7 protein-coding genes, 10 tRNA genes and 1 rRNA gene are annotated in these 16,871 nt (G+C 38.1%); 15 read left to right on the forward strand and 3 right to left on the reverse strand.

Annotated elements, in window-relative coordinates; all coding sequences use genetic code 11:
• The first annotated feature begins 224 nt into the window (after window positions 1-224).
• The 11 genes from rrf (at window position 225) to OR571_RS06685 (ending at window position 1,463) form a co-directional block, all read left to right on the forward strand.
• Window positions 225-340: ribosomal RNA gene (rrf, locus tag OR571_RS06635) — 5S ribosomal RNA — on the forward strand.
• Window positions 341-447: 107 nt separating this feature from the next.
• Window positions 448-523, forward strand: a tRNA-Val gene (locus OR571_RS06640).
• A gap of 13 nt (window positions 524-536) precedes the next feature.
• Window positions 537-612, forward strand: a tRNA-Thr gene (locus tag OR571_RS06645).
• Between the two features lie 6 nt (window positions 613-618).
• Window positions 619-691 (forward strand) — tRNA-Lys (locus tag OR571_RS06650).
• A 32-nt stretch (window positions 692-723) separates the two neighbouring features.
• A tRNA-Leu gene (locus OR571_RS06655) sits at window positions 724-806 on the forward strand.
• Window positions 807-824: 18 nt separating this feature from the next.
• Window positions 825-901: transfer RNA gene (locus tag OR571_RS06660), tRNA-Arg, on the forward strand.
• A gap of 10 nt (window positions 902-911) precedes the next feature.
• Window positions 912-988: transfer RNA gene (locus tag OR571_RS06665), tRNA-Pro, on the forward strand.
• A gap of 92 nt (window positions 989-1,080) precedes the next feature.
• Window positions 1,081-1,156: transfer RNA gene (locus OR571_RS06670), tRNA-Asp, on the forward strand.
• 73 nt (window positions 1,157-1,229) lie between these two features.
• Window positions 1,230-1,306: transfer RNA gene (locus OR571_RS06675), tRNA-Ile, on the forward strand.
• 4 nt (window positions 1,307-1,310) lie between these two features.
• Window positions 1,311-1,385 (forward strand) — tRNA-Asn (locus tag OR571_RS06680).
• A 6-nt stretch (window positions 1,386-1,391) separates the two neighbouring features.
• Window positions 1,392-1,463, forward strand: a tRNA-Glu gene (locus tag OR571_RS06685).
• Between the two features lie 577 nt (window positions 1,464-2,040).
• Here OR571_RS06685 and OR571_RS06690 read toward each other — a convergent pair.
• The gene (locus OR571_RS06690; RefSeq protein ID WP_282242069.1) at window positions 2,041-3,564 is read right to left on the reverse strand and encodes a solute symporter family protein; all 1,524 of its coding nucleotides are present in this window, start codon (window positions 3,562-3,564) and stop codon (window positions 2,041-2,043) included.
• The gene (locus OR571_RS06695; RefSeq protein ID WP_282242070.1) at window positions 3,561-3,938 is read right to left on the reverse strand and encodes a DUF485 domain-containing protein; all 378 of its coding nucleotides are present in this window, start codon (window positions 3,936-3,938) and stop codon (window positions 3,561-3,563) included. The genes OR571_RS06690 and OR571_RS06695 overlap by 4 nt, the downstream gene beginning before the upstream one ends.
• Window positions 3,939-4,241: 303 nt before the next feature.
• Here OR571_RS06695 and OR571_RS06700 point away from each other — a divergent pair, with 303 nt between their 5' ends.
• Both OR571_RS06700 and OR571_RS06705 read left to right on the forward strand, forming a co-directional pair.
• On the forward strand, window positions 4,242-8,057 hold the full coding sequence (locus OR571_RS06700; protein ID WP_282242071.1) for a DEAD/DEAH box helicase: 3,816 nt from the start codon (window positions 4,242-4,244) through the stop codon (window positions 8,055-8,057).
• A gap of 18 nt (window positions 8,058-8,075) precedes the next feature.
• On the forward strand, window positions 8,076-8,840 hold the full coding sequence (locus OR571_RS06705; protein WP_282242072.1) for a hypothetical protein: 765 nt from the start codon (window positions 8,076-8,078) through the stop codon (window positions 8,838-8,840).
• A gap of 311 nt (window positions 8,841-9,151) precedes the next feature.
• Here the strand turns inward: OR571_RS06705 and OR571_RS06710 are convergent, their stop codons facing one another.
• Window positions 9,152-9,955 carry a S1C family serine protease gene (locus tag OR571_RS06710; RefSeq protein WP_282242073.1) on the reverse strand — a complete coding sequence of 268 codons (804 nt, stop codon included), beginning with the start codon at window positions 9,953-9,955 and terminating at the stop codon, window positions 9,152-9,154.
• A 732-nt stretch (window positions 9,956-10,687) separates the two neighbouring features.
• On the opposite strand from OR571_RS06710, the gene OR571_RS06715 reads away from it, so the two are divergent.
• A complete protein-coding gene (locus tag OR571_RS06715) occupies window positions 10,688-15,139 on the forward strand; it encodes a S8 family peptidase (protein ID WP_282242074.1) in 4,452 nt (1,483 codons plus the stop codon).
• Between the two features lie 227 nt (window positions 15,140-15,366).
• Window positions 15,367-16,830, forward strand: coding sequence for a hypothetical protein (locus tag OR571_RS06720; RefSeq protein ID WP_282242075.1), 1,464 nt, complete (start codon window positions 15,367-15,369; stop codon window positions 16,828-16,830).
• Window positions 16,831-16,871: the final 41 nt, after the last annotated feature.

The following is a 16,871-nucleotide window of genomic DNA, read 5'->3' on the forward strand; positions in this document are numbered from 1 at the left end:
ATAGAAAAGGTCGTTATCGAGTATTCGGTAGCGACTTTTATTATCTATTGAAAAAGGATGACTATGGGTAGCTTATAGGTTTTTTTTACTAGAAACTTCATATCTTCATTGTATTTTTAATGAATTTTATAACTCAGTATTGACATATTGATAATAATAGAGTAATATTATCCGAGTCGCCAAAAGAACAAATAGTTTGGCTGACAAACATGAACATTAAATTGTCTAGTGATGATGGCGAAGAGGTCACACCCGTTCCCATACCGAACACGGAAGTTAAGCTCTTCAGCGCCAATGGTAGTTGGGGGATTCCCCCTGCGAGAGTAGGACGTCGCTGGGCTTGTAATAAATACATATAATAAATCAAAAAAAGTTCAAATTAACAATGAATTGAATTAAAAAGTCGATGTAGAAATAATTTACTTATTATGATTTATTATTTACCCAGGAGGATTAGCTCAGCTGGGAGAGCATCTGCCTTACAAGCAGAGGGTCGGCGGTTCGAGCCCGTCATCCTCCACCATAATTCTATAATTGCCGGAATAGCTCAACTGGTAGAGCAACTGACTTGTAATCAGTAGGTTGAGGGTTCAAGTCCTTTTTCCGGCACCATTTTTCGAGCCATTAGCTCAGTTGGTAGAGCATCTGACTTTTAATCAGAGGGTCGTAGGTTCGAATCCTACATGGCTCATCACTTGTTAAGTAAGTAATATAAATGCGGGTGTGGCGGAACTGGCAGACGCACAGGACTTAAAATCCTGCGGTAGGTGACTACCGTACCGGTTCTATTCCGGTCCTCGGCACCATTTATTAAAAAAATATATGCGCTCGTAGCTCAATTGGATAGAGCACTTGACTACGAATCAAGAGGTTGCAGGTTCGAGTCCTGCCGAGCGCACCATAATATATGACGGGAAGTAGCTCAGCTTGGTAGAGCACTTGGTTTGGGACCAAGGGGTCGCAGGTTCGAATCCTGTCTTCCCGACCAGTTATTTATTTGGGGCCTTAGCTCAGTTGGTTAGAGCAGAAGGTTCATAACCCGAAGGTCACAGGTTCAAATCCTGTCCCCGCAACCAAAACGGTCCCGTGGTGTAGCGGTTAACATGTCTGCCTGTCACGCAGAAGATCGCCGGTTCGATCCCGGTCGGGACCGCCATTTTATTTATTAGTTCGAAATTTGAGATAAGCAAGAGATTCGTAGCTTAGCACAAATCAAAGTTTCCAATAGTGGGCCTATAGCTCAGCTGGTTAGAGCGCACGCCTGATAAGCGTGAGGTCGATGGTTCGAGTCCATTTAGGCCCACCACTATTCCGAAGTAGCTCAGTGGTAGAGCAATCGACTGTTAATCGATTGGTCGTAGGTTCGAGTCCTACCTTCGGAGCCATATAAAGGCCCCTTGGTCAAGCGGTTAAGACACCGCCCTTTCACGGCGGTAACACGGGTTCGAATCCCGTAGGGGTCATAATAAACTTTAAAGAAAAAAAGATAATCATTCATTTGATTGTCTTTTTTTAGTGCACCCGGCATGCACATGAACTATAGGGTGCGAGTCCCGAACCCCGAAGACAGCAGTAGCAATAAATGATTTTGTCATCCTTATCGATACTTAGAAAATGATAGTAATACTAAATGATTTGAGTTCTTCTATTAAAAAAGTACAATTACAGGCTTTCTTCATATTCACTGACAAGTTTATAAAAAGTTGTATTTTTTACTCCAATTTCTTGCTTTGCTTTCACTTCTCTTATATCTCCTGACTTCCACTGAGCATACGCAACTTAAAACTCAGTAACCTTTGGTCGACCCAAAACTGTGCCATTTTGCAAAGTGGACTCCTAATATAGCAAATTACGACGCAGTATCTATACTATACGCGTTATTCCATTTACCTTTCCCATGTGCTAAGTTAGGACGGTTCGGATTTGCGGTTTATAAAACTAGCCATTATACATGATTATTCGTCACATTCCACCTACTTCTTTTAACTAAAAAATATGAAAAAGAGAATATCCCTAGTAAAACAGGATATCCTCTTTGATTTATTTCAATCCAATATTCGCTTTAACATCCACTTCTGCATATTTTTTCAGATCTGCACGTGCTCCTACTAGTGTACCTATCCAGCCTGCTATAAAACCAGCTGGAACGGAGATGATTGCAGGATTTGTTAATGGGAATATTGCCTCTCCTGTAAAGAAAAGAGAGCCATCTGGAGCCCACACGTTTGGACTTAATAAAACAAGAACTAGCGCAGTAACAAGTCCTGTAATAATTGCAGATAAAGCACCTGTGGTATTAAAGTTTTTCCAATAAATCGTATAAATAATTACTGGTAAGTTAGCGCTTGCTGCAATACAGAAAGCAAGCGAAACTAGGAATGCGACGTTCATCGTTTGGGCACCTAATGCAAGTAGGATGGAAAATGCAGAAACTCCAACGGAAGCAAGACGAGCGGCATTCATCTGTTCTTTCTCTGTTGCTTTTCCTTTTTTAATAATTTGTCCATATAAATCATGGGCAAATGCAGATGCACCCGATAATACAAGGCCAGCTACAACGGCTAAAATAGTCGCAAATGCAACCGCCGAGACGAAGGACATAAGCAAGTCCCCGCCTAGGGCCTGTGCAAGTAGGGGAGCGGCCATATTACCAGCAGGATTTGCTGCGATAATTTTTTCGGATCCTACGAATGCAGCAGCACCAAACCCTAAGAAAATCGTTAGTATATAGAATGCGCCTACAATCCATGTTGCAAATACAACAGAACTACGAGCTGTTTTCGCATCTTTTACAGTAAAGAAACGCATTAAAATATGTGGTAAACCTGCCGTGCCTAGTACGAGTGCAATCATCATCGATATTGTATCTAAGCCATTAGTGTATTTTACACCAGGATGCAAGTAAGCTTCTCCATGGGCTGTTGCAGTTTTCATTTCGGTGAACATACCAAAAAGATTAAAGTTGAATTTCCATAATACAAGGAATGAAATAATAACAGTACCGACCATTAATAGCACTGCTTTAATAATTTGAACCCAACTTGTGGCAGCCATTCCACCCCATAGTACGTAAATAGTCATCATAATTCCAACAAGTAAAACAGCAATCCAATAATCAATGCCTAATAATAATTGAATAAGTGCGCCTGCACCTACAAGCTGTGCAATCATATAAAATAGAACAATGGTTAAAGTACTAACTGCAGCAGCAGCACGGATTTTCTTTTGGTTGAAACGAGCGGTAATCATATCTGCTAAAGTATAACGACCTAAATTTCGTAATGGCTCTGCAACGATATATAACACAACTAAGTAAGCTACTAAATAACCAATACTATAGAAGAAACCGTCAAAGCCGAAGAGTGCAATAGCACCGGCAATACCAAGGAATGATGCAGCAGATAGATAGTCACCTGCTATAGCAATCCCATTTTGCCAACCGGAAAGACCACCTCCCGCTGTGTAAAATTCACTAGCAGAGTTTGTTCGTTTGGAAGCAATATACGTTACGAATAATGTTAATGCGACAATTCCAACAAAAAACGATAAACCAACAAAACTCATTTATAGCCACCAGCCTTTTCCTTTTCAAAGATTTCATCTGCTTCTCGGTCATATCCATTTGCTTTACTGACATAAATCATACATAAAGTCCATGTCATAATGAATAAAGCGATGGAGTATACCCAAACCCATGCCACATCACCAAATGCATTAGTATTTAATATGGTTGTGTAAGAAGTCAAAATAGGTAACATGATATAGCATAATAGAAAAAAGATTGCGATTGGTAAAATAAATTTTCTCTTTTTCGTTTTTAAAGATTTAAACTCTGGACTTTCTGCAATTGTAACGTAATTCGGTGTTCCTTGTTTTGAAAGAGTTTTCCCCTGTTGATTGGCCTCAGGATTGAAAACACTTTCTATTTTTTTTGCCATCTGCCTTCCCTCCCACTAATTTTAATGTTTCGAATTTTCAGTTCTAAGATGTAGGTTAATCATATTAAAAGATTAATAAGATAGCAATCAAAAATTCACAAAATGTTCAAATTTAAAAGAATTTAACTAGATATATTTATTAGTAAATATTCTCTATCTATACGTTTTCATGATATTGTAAGTTCTTTATTTGTCGATTTAGGGTTATAATAGAACTAAAGTAGAGTACCCGATTTTCTAGAAATCGAGATGGGTACTCTTTTATTTTGTTAAACGTTCATCTTTTAGAAAGGAGGCATGTGCATGAGACAAGTGTCAATCCCAGTAAAAACAATGCGCTGTAATCTAATGATGACAAATAAAGCACGCGGTGCAATCCACGAATGGGCTGTTGATGAACATGCCTTTTTTAGGATGCAAGAATCTTTTGAAGTGCATATAGAAAAACGTCCAGTGAACTCCCATGGAAATACGCCTGTTGCTCTTTATTTTGACAATGTTTCAAACGAGTCTTTAGCAGGAAAACTAGAAGGCCGGATTGGTGTGATGGAGTGCATTCTTCAAACGGACGGATTACTTGCGACTAACTTTTATATAAGAGGCACAAGAGTTCCGGTAAAGACTAATAGACGTCTTTCGGTCGATTTGAATTTTGTTACGGCTCGTAATAATGGAGCGGGAATGCCGATTCAATTACATACAAGCATACGAGAATTACCCGTTGCCGAAGAAAGATCAGAGTATGTGAAAAAGCGAATTTCTAGTTGGGAAGGATATTTGAAAATACAAGAACGAAATGCCGATATTGCAGATATAACGGCTGCTTTTTCAAAATTTATTTTCAACGAAGATTTTAATAGGCTGACACTTATAGGAAGTAATGTAAAAGAAAATGAATGGAATAAATTAAAAGGACTAAGCGTTTCGATTAAAGGTTTCCAAAATGATATTGGAGAAGTATTAAAGGTAGACCGAGCGAAGAAAACAATTGAAATTGAGCTAAAGCCAAGATTTCAAGAAATGGCAAGAAGAAATCAGTGGCATCCAAAATGGAAAGAAGCTGTATTTAGCAACTTTTCCACCCTAAGCCAAATTCGAAGACTTCGTAAAGGATTTGAGGATTTACAAAACGGTCTTGCTGCAAATGCTAATTTAGAAAATATTCTATTTGAAAAAAGACCTACGATAAACGTAACGAACAAGAAAAAGGATCTAGAATTTCATAATCAGTTAAACGAGTTTCAACAAGAAGCAGTTGTTGGAGCGATGTCTGCTGAGGATTTATATGTTATTCAAGGCCCTCCGGGAACAGGGAAGACTACCGTAATCTCGGAAATCTGTCAGCAAAATGCAAAAGCAGGACTACGGACACTAGTCGCTTCCCAATCAAACCTAGCTGTTGATAATGCACTTAGTCGACTTCTTTCCAATAAGGATATTCGCATATTACGGTTTGGCCGAACGGAAAGCATTGAAGAGGAAGGCAAAAGATTTATCGAAGAAAATGTTGGCGGGTATTGGAAAGATCAAACAATAAATGCTTTGCAAGAAGAAATCAATAGCCATCCGTTAAAAGAAAAACAACTAATAGAAGAAATAGCTCTTTGTAAAGAACATACGGTATCACTTGAGCAGCAAGTTGTACTATTAAAAGAGAAAATAGAACGAAAACAATTGGCTCAGATAGAATTCGCAGAAAGAATGAAGGAAATTAAAGAGCTGAAAAAACGTTTGATCCATCTAAAAAAAGAGCGCGAAGAACTAGAAAATAATCATCAACACTTGAAACAAATAACAGACGAACGATCAAAAGAAATTGAACAGATGGAACAATTCATCCAGGCTAATCCTACAACAGAAGAATTAGTAAAAAAGATAGAACGTCTTCAATTGGAAATCGATCAAACAAGTAAACAAATAATGTACCAACAAGTATTACAAGAGAGCCGGATTGTGGAAGGGTTATTAATCGAAACGAGAAATGCCTATCAAGCTGCACAATCGAAAGTCAATCATTTGGAGCAATTTTCAGGTGAACTCCACTCTATCTCTAAAATTGATTTTCTCAAAATTCGCATGAACGATTGTGAAATCATTCCTTCTTATATGTTAGAGCAGCAAATGACGAACTTAGACAAGCTAATTGAAACCATCATCTCTTTTGCTGACTGGGGAGAATTAAATAAACGACTACTATCTGCTATTGGATACATAGAAGGTTTATTGAAAAAGAATAATGTTTCTCTTGAAACTGTCAAAAGTCATGTAAATAGTAGTGGAGTAGTATTTGACTCGACATATTCTGTTAAAGAAATTCATCAGTTCATCGACAGTATGAAACGTCTCTTAACTTCAGGATCAGCTAATATCGAGCGGTTAGAAGTATATTTGGAAGGCTTAAATGTCCGAAAGGAATTCGTCTGGAAACAAGGCGCTATTTTACAAAAAGCAAAAGCTGATTCTGCTAACATGTTTATGTCGATTAAAGCAGAGCTTACTGAACAGGTAAAACAAGAAAAATCAATGATGGAGCAATCGAAAAGTGAATGGAAGATTAAGGGGATTACTCAAAATGAAGAGCTTCAACAGTTGCAAAGAAAAGTGGCAGAGTTACACGGCCAACTAGATAATCTAGATAGTATTCCCTCATTACAACAGTTACAAATCCAATTACAGGATAAAGAAAGTACGTTGCTCGAATGCAATAAAGTAAAAGATACAATTGCCGAGTATACTGCTCAACTAGAACTAAAAAAGAATGAATTCAAAACTTTAAACGAGCATTTGGGTGAAGCCTTAGAGGAACTTGAAAAAAACAAGCAAGAAACGAAACAAGTGAATTCGGAAGGGCTAGAGCAAGAAAAACAACTAAAAGCTCTAGAGGAATTATTGAAACAAAACCCCGAAGAAGCGCTAGAAAAAGCATTAACTAAAATTGCTGAGCTGGAAGAAAGAATAACGGCTACAGAACTGGAGAAAAATCGTTTACCAATAACCCAATCATTACAAAACGAATGGTTTACAATGCTGAAGGAAGCTAATGACCATGACTTAGATGAAATACGCAAACTATACGTACGTCATGCAAATGTAATCGGGACAACATGTGTAGCATCTGCTCGAAAAGAGTTTATGGACAACTATCCTATTTTCGATGTTGTTATTATCGATGAAGTGTCAAAAGCGACTCCACCTGAGCTTTTACTACCAATGTTAAAAGGGAAGAAAATCATTTTAGTCGGAGACCACCATCAACTACCGCCGCTTGTTGGGGAAGATACACTGGATGAAACACTGAAAGCTATTTTAGAAGAAAGTGACAGTTTTGAAGAAAAAGACGAGTTGAAGAAGCTCCTGAAAGAGTCCTTATTCGAACGGCTGTTTAAAAACTTACCTAAGACAAATAAAACGATGCTCGCTATTCAGTATCGAATGCACGAAAATATTATGAAAACGATCACACCGTTTTATGAAGAAGAGAATTATCGCCTGCAGTGTGGATTAGTGGATTCTGATGCTATGCGTGATCATCTACTCGATTCGCATTACGTTAAACGCCAAGACCATCTGTTATGGCTAGATATGCCAAACGAAAAGCAGTATTTTGAAGAACGAATGAAAAATGGAAAAAGTCGTTTTAATCAGGCAGAGCTTGATACCATTAGAGAAGTATTAATAGATTTGGATAAAGCGACTGAAACGGCTAAAAACGAAGGAAGACTTGCTAAAGAGGAACAAAAAAGTATCGGAGTTATTAGTTTTTACGGAGAACAAGTAAAACGTATAGACCGACTTATTCAACTAGAAACTAACTTCAAACATTTGAATTTCCGCACAGGAACCGTCGATAAGTTCCAAGGGATGGAAATGGACGTCATTATTTTAAGCATGGTTCGCAACAATCAAGATAAGAGTGGGGATATTGGATTTGCGAATGATTATAGACGTTTAAATGTTGCTTTATCACGTGCAAGAGAATTACTCATCCTAGTTGGTAGCACAAATATGTTTACTACCCGTGCGAAGCAAAAAGATTCTAGGGAAATGTACAGTCGATTACTTAGCACTGTTAAGAAACAGAATGGTTACCGAAATCAGCGCGGTCAAGAGAAAAAGTAACATAGAGGTATAAATAAAATGCAAAACTTAGAGAAACGATTAAAAAATGAACTGCAACAAAACAATAAGATAAAAATCTTACATTCCACTAGTTGGAGTTTGCCAATTCATTCTATTGAAGTTGAGTATAAACCGGTGAAACGTACTAAAATGGATATCCTGATGAAAATGATGCTTATGGCATTTCAAAAAGCAGAAATTGCAGAAGCAGAGCAATTAAGCGAACTCTTACTTGTCGAGCAGCTTTTCGTGGAGGATTTAATCGATATAATGGGTAGGACCGGATTAATAGAAAAAAAGGATGGATTGTTTTCCTTAACAAATAAAGGGTATCAACAACTGGAGAATGGCATATTTGAAGAGGAACAAGAAGTGGAAACACAGGTTGTTCTTTATAGTACTACTCACGAAAATTTCTTGAATGGTAACATTAAAACTGCCATGGACGGGGAAGATGAGCTGGCAATTTACCGTTATGTGAAAGAAGGGTATTTGGATGTAGAGCTTTCCTTTGGCAAAGAACAAGTCATCGAAGCTCTTCAAGACAAAGATGTGGAAGTAGAGGAAGGAGATATACAAGTAGTTATATCCGAAATCCAGTCGACGACAGAGCTGTATGTCGATGATATTCCATGCTTTGAATTTATTCTCCATAATAAAGAAGAGGATGTATTCTATGGGCGTGTTTGGAATACATTACTTGAAAGATGGGATGAAAAACTGGAAAATGCACTGAATGATAAAGAACGTTTAGCGTGGAGAGAGCAATATATGTCTAAGTAAAATTAAATGCCGGAAGAAAAATGTTCATTTTCTTCCGGCATTTTTTGTTGGTAAAAAACTACAAACCGCCTCTCGAACGCGACAAGATTAATCAAGCGGATGCTTATTGTCCTTGGTGACGCCTTGCAGAAAGTTAAGCGGGTCTCAATGCTAGTAAACTTGTTATATGAAAAATGGTTGCTTTCGCTAGTAATTTGGTTGCTCTCGAGCTAATTTAGTTGCTATCAATGACTGGTTGGTTGTCCATAGCCATTTCCTGGATATCCTTAGAATAAAAACTGAATTAGATTTAGTTGAAATAGATAAGCTTGTTAGGGAAGAGCTTTTTCTTGATTCTTATAATACTCATCAATTGGTACAAACAGTCCAACTCTCCCATATTCATCATGGTCCATTGTTGCAAAAACAACGCCAATTACTTGACCTTCCTCATTTAAAACGGGGCTGCCGCTATTTCCTCGATAAACTGGTGCTTCCATCATCACTATAGGAACATCCCAATCACTTAGCTGATGATAATCGATAATTTTACCTTCATTTGCTATACCAGTAAAGCTTAACGGATTCCCTATAAAGGAAATGGAATCGCCTTCTACCACCGTCGCTTGTTTGGCAAGCTCTAGATATGGCAGGTTTTCTCCATCTATCTTCAATACAGCTAGATCCACTGAAGGATACGTATGTACCACGCTCGCTTTAAAACGTCCATATTCTGGAAAACCAACCGTAACAGTATCATTACCTTCAATGACATGATAGTTTGTTAAAATAGTTCCATCTCTGGATATAGAAAAACCTGTTCCTTTTCCATCATCTGTTAATACAATAACAACAGATTCTTTATAGCGTGATATGTCCTCTTGTGCAGATAATTTCGCTGATGCTTTTAAAAATTCGATAGCTGGAATTGAATATATTTGTAAGATAACTGCAAATGTATTAGTGAATAAAACAGTCGCCATTATCCAGAATATCCATTTTGGAAACGGGCGCTTCGTTTTTCTGCTTGTCTTTTCTTGAGCTTCTTTCAGAAGTGCTTCTCTTTGTGCCTCTAACACAAATTCGAGGAACTCTTCATCTACTTCTTCTTCCCAATTTTGTTTAGTTGAATTCATTCACTCTCACACTCCCGTCGTTACATGTATTATACACAACTGAAAGAGTTTAAGGTCTAAGCGCTGTAGATAAATGTATAGTGGGGGATGTGAAAAATCCTGAATTATGTCCAAATTACCTAACTCAATGAATTTTAGAAAGAGTTATTGTTGTTGTAAAAAACACATTTAAACTAATTTAGTCAAAAAGAATCACCAAAATAATATATAATAAGTATTTTTATTTATTTAAATATGGTTAAAATACATTTATCTAGTTATAAAAGACTGATTAAGTGAATTGAATTAAATAGTCAAATTACCCTTTTCGTTTTTATTGGGAATAATTGATTATTTTTTGGAAAAGTAACAAATTTTAACTTATTCAATATAAAAATGAATTTTATATAAAACTAGTAATACCAATAATCTATGAGCTTTATACTTAACCCGTTAAACAAATTCGAGAGTCTTATTACCTATCTAAGAAAAGGTATAAAATAGTATATAACTATTAATTTTGAAAATTCAGATATAATTCGACGGGAATAGACAAAATTTGCAAATCATTTCCTATATAGTATTAATAACAACAAGAGATTTATGAATGACACCATTGATTCTGTTTGCCTAAATGATCGTTTGGGAAAGGGGGAGAAGGTGTTTTTGTTTGGTCTTTTTTAGGTACGATAAGAGACTATCAAGTTCTCGCTAGGTATTAAAATCGTTGGAAAATTCAAAGGAGGAAAGAAGATGGGGAGGAAAAGTAGTTCAGTCAAAGCACTTAGTATTGCTGCATCTTTACTAATGACGTTTTCACTAGTCGCGCCAAACGTAGTTAGTGCAGAAACGACGAGTAAAATTCATCAATCTTTCAGAGAGTCAAGCTCTAATACTATTTCTGTGACAGAAAAGATGAGCACTCGTTTACTAGAAAATTTTAAACAAGATGAAAAAGTTACATTCCTGATCAAATTCAAAGAGAAAACAGATTCAGAAGCAGTGGCGGCTGAAGCTCGAAAAAGTGCAGATGCAGCAAATTTATCGGCACACAATGCGAAGCTCGTTCAGCGATCTGCTGTTGTATCGGAACTTAAGGCAACCTCTCTTGAATCTCAGCAATCAGTAAAGCAATTCCTTGAACAGGAAGCAGCTAAAGGGAATGCGGAAGATATTACATCTTATTACATTGTAAATGGAATGGCTGTAACAGCAACAAAAGAGGTTGCTGAAAAAATCGCAACATTCCCTGAGGTTGAAAAAGTATTACCAAACGAAACTCGTCAATTATTTACAACGAAAACCAAAAATGCTGTCGCTCCTAAAGCAGAAACCGCGAACATTGAGTGGAATGTTGAGCGTGTTAAAGCACCAGACGTTTGGGAAATGGGCATCGACGGAGCTGGAACAGTTGTAGCTAGTATTGATACAGGAGTTCAGTGGGATCATCCTGCTTTAAAAGAAAAATATCGTGGTTACAATAAAGCAACTGGACAAGTTTCTCACGACTTTAACTGGTTCGATGCAACGGCTGGACGAGCTACTCCATATGACGATATTGATCATGGAACACATGTAACGGGAACAATGGTAGGTAGTGAACCAAATGATACAAATCAAATTGGGGTTGCTCCTGGTGCCAAATATATTGCAGTAAAAGCATTCTCTGCAAACGGTGGGACTGACACTGACTTGCTAGAAGCTGCTCAATGGATTTTAGCACCGACAGACGCAAACGGAAATGCACGCGTTGACATGGCTCCAGATATTGTGAATAACTCATGGGGTGGCGGTCCTGGACTCGATGAGTGGTACCGTGAAGTTGTAATTAACTGGCGCGCAGCAGAAATTTTTCCTGAATTCTCAGCAGGGAACACAACGCTTACGAATCCTGGTGGTGCGGGATCTGTAGCGGCACCTGCCAATTATCCTGAGTCATTTGCGACTGGTGCAACTGATATCAATAACAAAGTGGGAAGCTTCTCTCTTCGTGGACCTTCACCATATGCTGAAACAAAACCAGATATCTCGGCACCAGGTGTGAACATCCGTTCATCTGTACCGGGTGGTAATTATGAAGGTGGCTGGAACGGAACATCTATGTCAGGACCTGCTGTATCTGGCGTAGCAGCACTTCTTCGCCAAGTTAACGCCAATTTGACAGTCGATGAAATGGAGGAAATTCTTCTTAATACAGCAAATCCATTAACGGACACTCAATATCCAACAACTCCTAACCACGCATATGGTTATGGATTAGTAGATGCTTACGAGGCTGTATCTTCCATTATCACTGGACTTGGCACACTGAAAGGACAAGTGACACAACAAGGAGACGACAGTGAGGCTCCTGTATTCGAACATGCAGCACCTCGAGAAACATATGCAGGAATGGATTTAGAATTGACAATTGCAGTTAGCGATAACATTAGCGTTGCATCTGTCCTTCTAAACTACAAAGATGCAAATGGTGCATGGCAATCAATTGAAGCTGGTCGCAAATCTGGTGATTACAAATCTGGTGAGTACAGTGTAGTGCTTCCTGGTGATATAATCACGGGCAACTCCTTTACGTACAAATGGTCTATAAATGATTTTGGACATAATGAAGTGAACAGTGAAGAATATGTTGTTCAAGTGAAGCCTGGCATAACAGTAGGATATTCAGAAGACTTTGAATCGACACCTGTGGGCTGGACTTCCTTTGGAGATGCAAATAGCTGGGAGTGGGGTGTACCAACTTCAGGTCCAGGAAATGCTGCATCTGGTGAAAAAGTATATGCCACAAACCTAGAAGGGAATTACGATAGCCGAATGAACGCTACATTAGTAATGCCTCCAGTCGATTTGCCGGAAGGAAACTCTTATTTGCAGTTCAAACAATGGCATAACTTTGAGCAATCTTCTACAGGAAGAGCTTGGGATTACGGTCATGTATTTATTTCAACTGATCAAGTAGAGTGGACACAATTACTAATGGTCCAAGGCGCATCAAACGGTTGGATTGATGGTGAAGTGGACCTGTCAGCTTATGCTGGACAACGCGTCTATATTGGCTTTAATGCCTTTTCTGATGGAAGCGTTGTGAAAGAGGGATGGTATATCGATGACGTAGAACTTGCTGGGACTTCGCAGACTGGCAAAGTAGCAAAAGGAATAGACAATAATGTAAATAAAACAAATAGCGTAATCACTAACAATGCAAATAACAAAGTGACTATTGGAAATGGTACAGACAAACTTGCTAAAAAAGAGGATGTTGACCCAACGAAGATTCGTCCTGTATTACCGATTAAAGAAGCACCACCAGTAGTAGAAAAAGTTGCAAATCCAACGCTTTTACCATTAGGTGCTCAAGTGAGTGTACTTGAATCAGGACGTTCGGTTTATACAAATCCTGCTGACGGTTCTTATTCACTAACTCATGGTGCAGGAATATTCACAGTGAAAGCAGAGGCTTATGGCTTCACTTCTGAAGAACAATCTGTTTCCATTGAAGCGGATGGCACGGCAACTGCTAATTTCACATTGGATGAAGTTGCACAAAACACAGTGAGTGGAACAATCACTGATCAATCGACAGGTGAAGGGGTAGCTGGAGCAACTCTATTACTTGTAGAAGATGCAAACATTACACCTGTTGAAACAGATGCAGCAGGTAATTATTCACTTACTGCATATGAAGGCGATTATACATTAAAAGTAATTGCACGTGGTTATCATAGCCAAGAAGTAGCGATTACGATCGGCGCAGAAGCAACATCGCAAAATATTGCGCTTGAACCGTTCTACACTTATCCAGGTGGAGAAATCGGTTACGATGACGGGACTGCTGAAAATGCACGTGCATTCAACGCTGCTGGCAATGCTTGGGCAGTGAAAATGTCTCTACCAGAAGGTAAAGAAAACGGAATCGTAACAGATGGTGTATTCCGATTCTGGGATACAGAATGGCCTGTGCCTGGTGGAACTGCATTCGCAGTTGAAGTATGGGATGCAACGGGAGCTGACGGATCTCCAGGTAAAATGCTTGCCGGTCCAATTGATGCAACAGCTAAACGTAATGGTGAATGGACTGTTGTTGATCTAAGCGAGCATAATATCGTGGTAAATGGTGACTTCTTTATGGTATATCGTCAAACATTTGCTAATCCAAATACTCCAGGTCTTGCAACAGATGAGAATGGAACAAATGCGGGTAGAAGTTTCCAAGGAGTTTCAGGTGCTTGGTCACCATCACCAACTGCTGAAGGGAACTATATGATTCGTGCTCGTGTGAGCTATGAAGTACACGGTCCAGTAATCACTTCACCAACAGCTGACTTAGTCACAAATGAAGCTTCAATTTCTGTAGAAGGAACCGCATCTCCGACTACTACAATTAAATTGAAACAAAATGGTGAAGAAGCGGGATCTATTGAGGTAGGGGAAGATGGTAAATTTGCAATTCCAGTTGAATTAACGGAAGGTGTCAATGAATTTACAGCAGTTTCCCTTCTAGATGGCAAAGTAACAGGTGAATCTGCTCCTGTTGAAGTCATTTTAGATACTTTAAAACCTGAACTGACAATCGACAGTCCGAAAGATGGAGAAAAAACAAATCGTGAATCAGTAACTGTAGAAGGAACTATTAAAGATGCAAACCTTGACACTGTAAAAGTAAATGGTCAAAATGCAACAGTAGTTGATGGCAAGTACTCTAAACGAATTCTTCTAGAGAATGGTGCAAACGAAATTAAAGTAGTCGCTAAAGACAAAGCAAATAATAGTATAACGAAAAAAGTAACAGTTACAGCTCAGTATGATGCACCTGCAATCGAAAATCTAAAACCAGCTGAAGACTTATATTTGGCTACAGGTAAAAGTGTTAAGATTGAATTCGATAGTGCACCTGGATTGAAAGCAACATTTGTTATCCATATGCCGCTAACGAATTTAGGTGGCCAAGTCCAAAATGCGACTGAATTGCCGATGATGGAACAAGCAAACGGTCATTACGTTGGATATTGGACAGTACCAGCTGACACTGTAGCGAATGGAGCAGATCTCGAAGTGAAAGTTGTAGACAGCTTTAACAACGAAACGCGCCAAAAAGCTAATGGTAAACTATATATCAACGTACCATCCCCATCTTCACAACCATCTGTAGAACAGCCTACAGATGAATCAGTAGAATCGCCGATAGAAGAAAAATTGGCAGAATAATTTTAAAGACTGTCTCAAAAGGCTTACTTTTGAGACAGTCTTTTTTTATGGTTTAACAATTTGAGTAGTGTGTTTGTTGTCTTCGAAGAGGCGTCATAATGTAAAAATTTAAAGTGGCGCTTTTTAATAAATGAAATGAAACTTTTAACTTAAACTTTGCAAAATATGATTAAAGCTTATATTAACCCGCATATGATAGTTAATAATGAAACATAATGGGGGGTACAATGGGCGATTATATAAATATACTGCAGAACTTTTTGCCGCTTGGGGCTACCGTACTAGAATTGCAGCAACCCCAAAAAAGAATGGCGGTCTTGCTTGCTGATATTGATGGGGATCAAGTGGCCGAACTAATAGGCGCATATAGGTATGAGCAGCAGAATTATATTGTGGTATTAAAAAAACATGATAATCAGTGGCTACCTTTAAAACATATCGAGGGCAAAGGGTATAATATTTCCGATTTAAGAGTCGCTCCAGTAACAGAAAACTGGGTAAATACATTAATTGTCGGTTGGCAAATAGACAATATGAGTTCACAACTAGATCTACTACAATGGACAAACGGTAGAATTTTAAGGTTACCTACAAATAATATTGTTTATAGTAAATTGGAAGTGGAAGATATGCCTGATCATTACGGAAAAGATGGTCAATATGAGCTTGCTATTTGGATACATGATACAGGAGATGCTTATAAGGTAGACGTTTACCGCTTTAGTGAAGGGGAGCTAGTACGAGCAAAAGATGTTTATCCGTATTATTTTAAAAAAGTGGCAGCTTATTATGAAAAATTATTGCAAACAAACGACTTTTCCTATTATTGGTATTACTTATCAGATGCACAGAGAAAAGCTGGTAATTTAGAACAAAATTTAACTGCCATCGATAAAGCTCTATCTTTTCGATCCCCATACCCATCAAAAGAACAATTATTAGAGAAAAAACAGCAAGTATTAAGCCGTCTAACACATGCTAGAACTAACGGTCAGACGGTTATTGATAAAAAAAGAGGAGATATAACGGGTGATAGTTTTCGGGAAACTGTTTATTTAACAGGTAGTATGACCGACAGAAGTTCGTATTGGGAAGATATTACGCTAAATATTTTAAATAAAAAAGTAGATTTATATGAAGGATTTTCTTTAAAAGAAACTGTTGGTTATAACCCACGGCTATTTCTTGGAGATTTTACTGGAAACCAGCTGGATGACATATTAGTAGTAATCGATACTGGCGAAAGTGAAAGCACGATAAAAGCATATTTATTTACCTTTTTAGAGGGAGAAATGCGACAAGTATTCGATTCGGATGAATTTAATGATAGCAATGATTATAAAATCGATTATCAAGATCAATATAAATTAACAATAGCTAGTGCCATTCCTAAAAAGAAGTATACGCTAGATTTAATGTTTAAAGATAAAGATTATTTAATGGAAATCTATAAGGAAGATGGAACTTTGAAAGAGCCGATAGAAGGCTGGGTAGAACCAATCCATGGGCTTTATCCAATAGATTTTGCAGGTGACGATGTGTATGAGCTTGTTGCGTTGCAAGAGATTTCCGGCAAGCATAACGGGGAAGCTCTAGGATATGTGCAAAACATTTTGAAATGGAATGGTAGAGAATTTATAACAGAACGTCAAAGCGTCATAGTATTTGGAGAAAATATAGATTCAATGTAAAAGAAAGAGAATTGCTACTGCTACAAAGTCATTAGACAGCG

Origin of the sequence: Psychrobacillus sp. NEAU-3TGS, from assembly GCF_029955155.1 — a bacterium.
Lineage (GTDB): Bacteria > Bacillota > Bacilli > Bacillales_A > Planococcaceae > Psychrobacillus.

Excerpts from the sequence above, each read along its gene's own strand:
- OR571_RS06690 (WP_282242069.1), bottom strand. The coding sequence starts at position 3,564 with ATGAGTTTTGTTGGTTTATCGTTTTTTGTTGGAATTGTCGCATTAACA.
- OR571_RS06695 (WP_282242070.1), bottom strand. The coding sequence starts at position 3,938 with ATGGCAAAAAAAATAGAAAGTGTTTTCAATCCTGAGGCCAATCAACAG.
- OR571_RS06700 (WP_282242071.1), top strand. The coding sequence starts at position 4,242 with ATGAGACAAGTGTCAATCCCAGTAAAAACAATGCGCTGTAATCTAATG.
- OR571_RS06705 (WP_282242072.1), top strand. The coding sequence starts at position 8,076 with ATGCAAAACTTAGAGAAACGATTAAAAAATGAACTGCAACAAAACAAT.
- OR571_RS06710 (WP_282242073.1), bottom strand. The coding sequence starts at position 9,955 with ATGAATTCAACTAAACAAAATTGGGAAGAAGAAGTAGATGAAGAGTTC.
- OR571_RS06715 (WP_282242074.1), top strand. The coding sequence starts at position 10,688 with ATGGGGAGGAAAAGTAGTTCAGTCAAAGCACTTAGTATTGCTGCATCT.
- OR571_RS06720 (WP_282242075.1), top strand. The coding sequence starts at position 15,367 with ATGGGCGATTATATAAATATACTGCAGAACTTTTTGCCGCTTGGGGCT.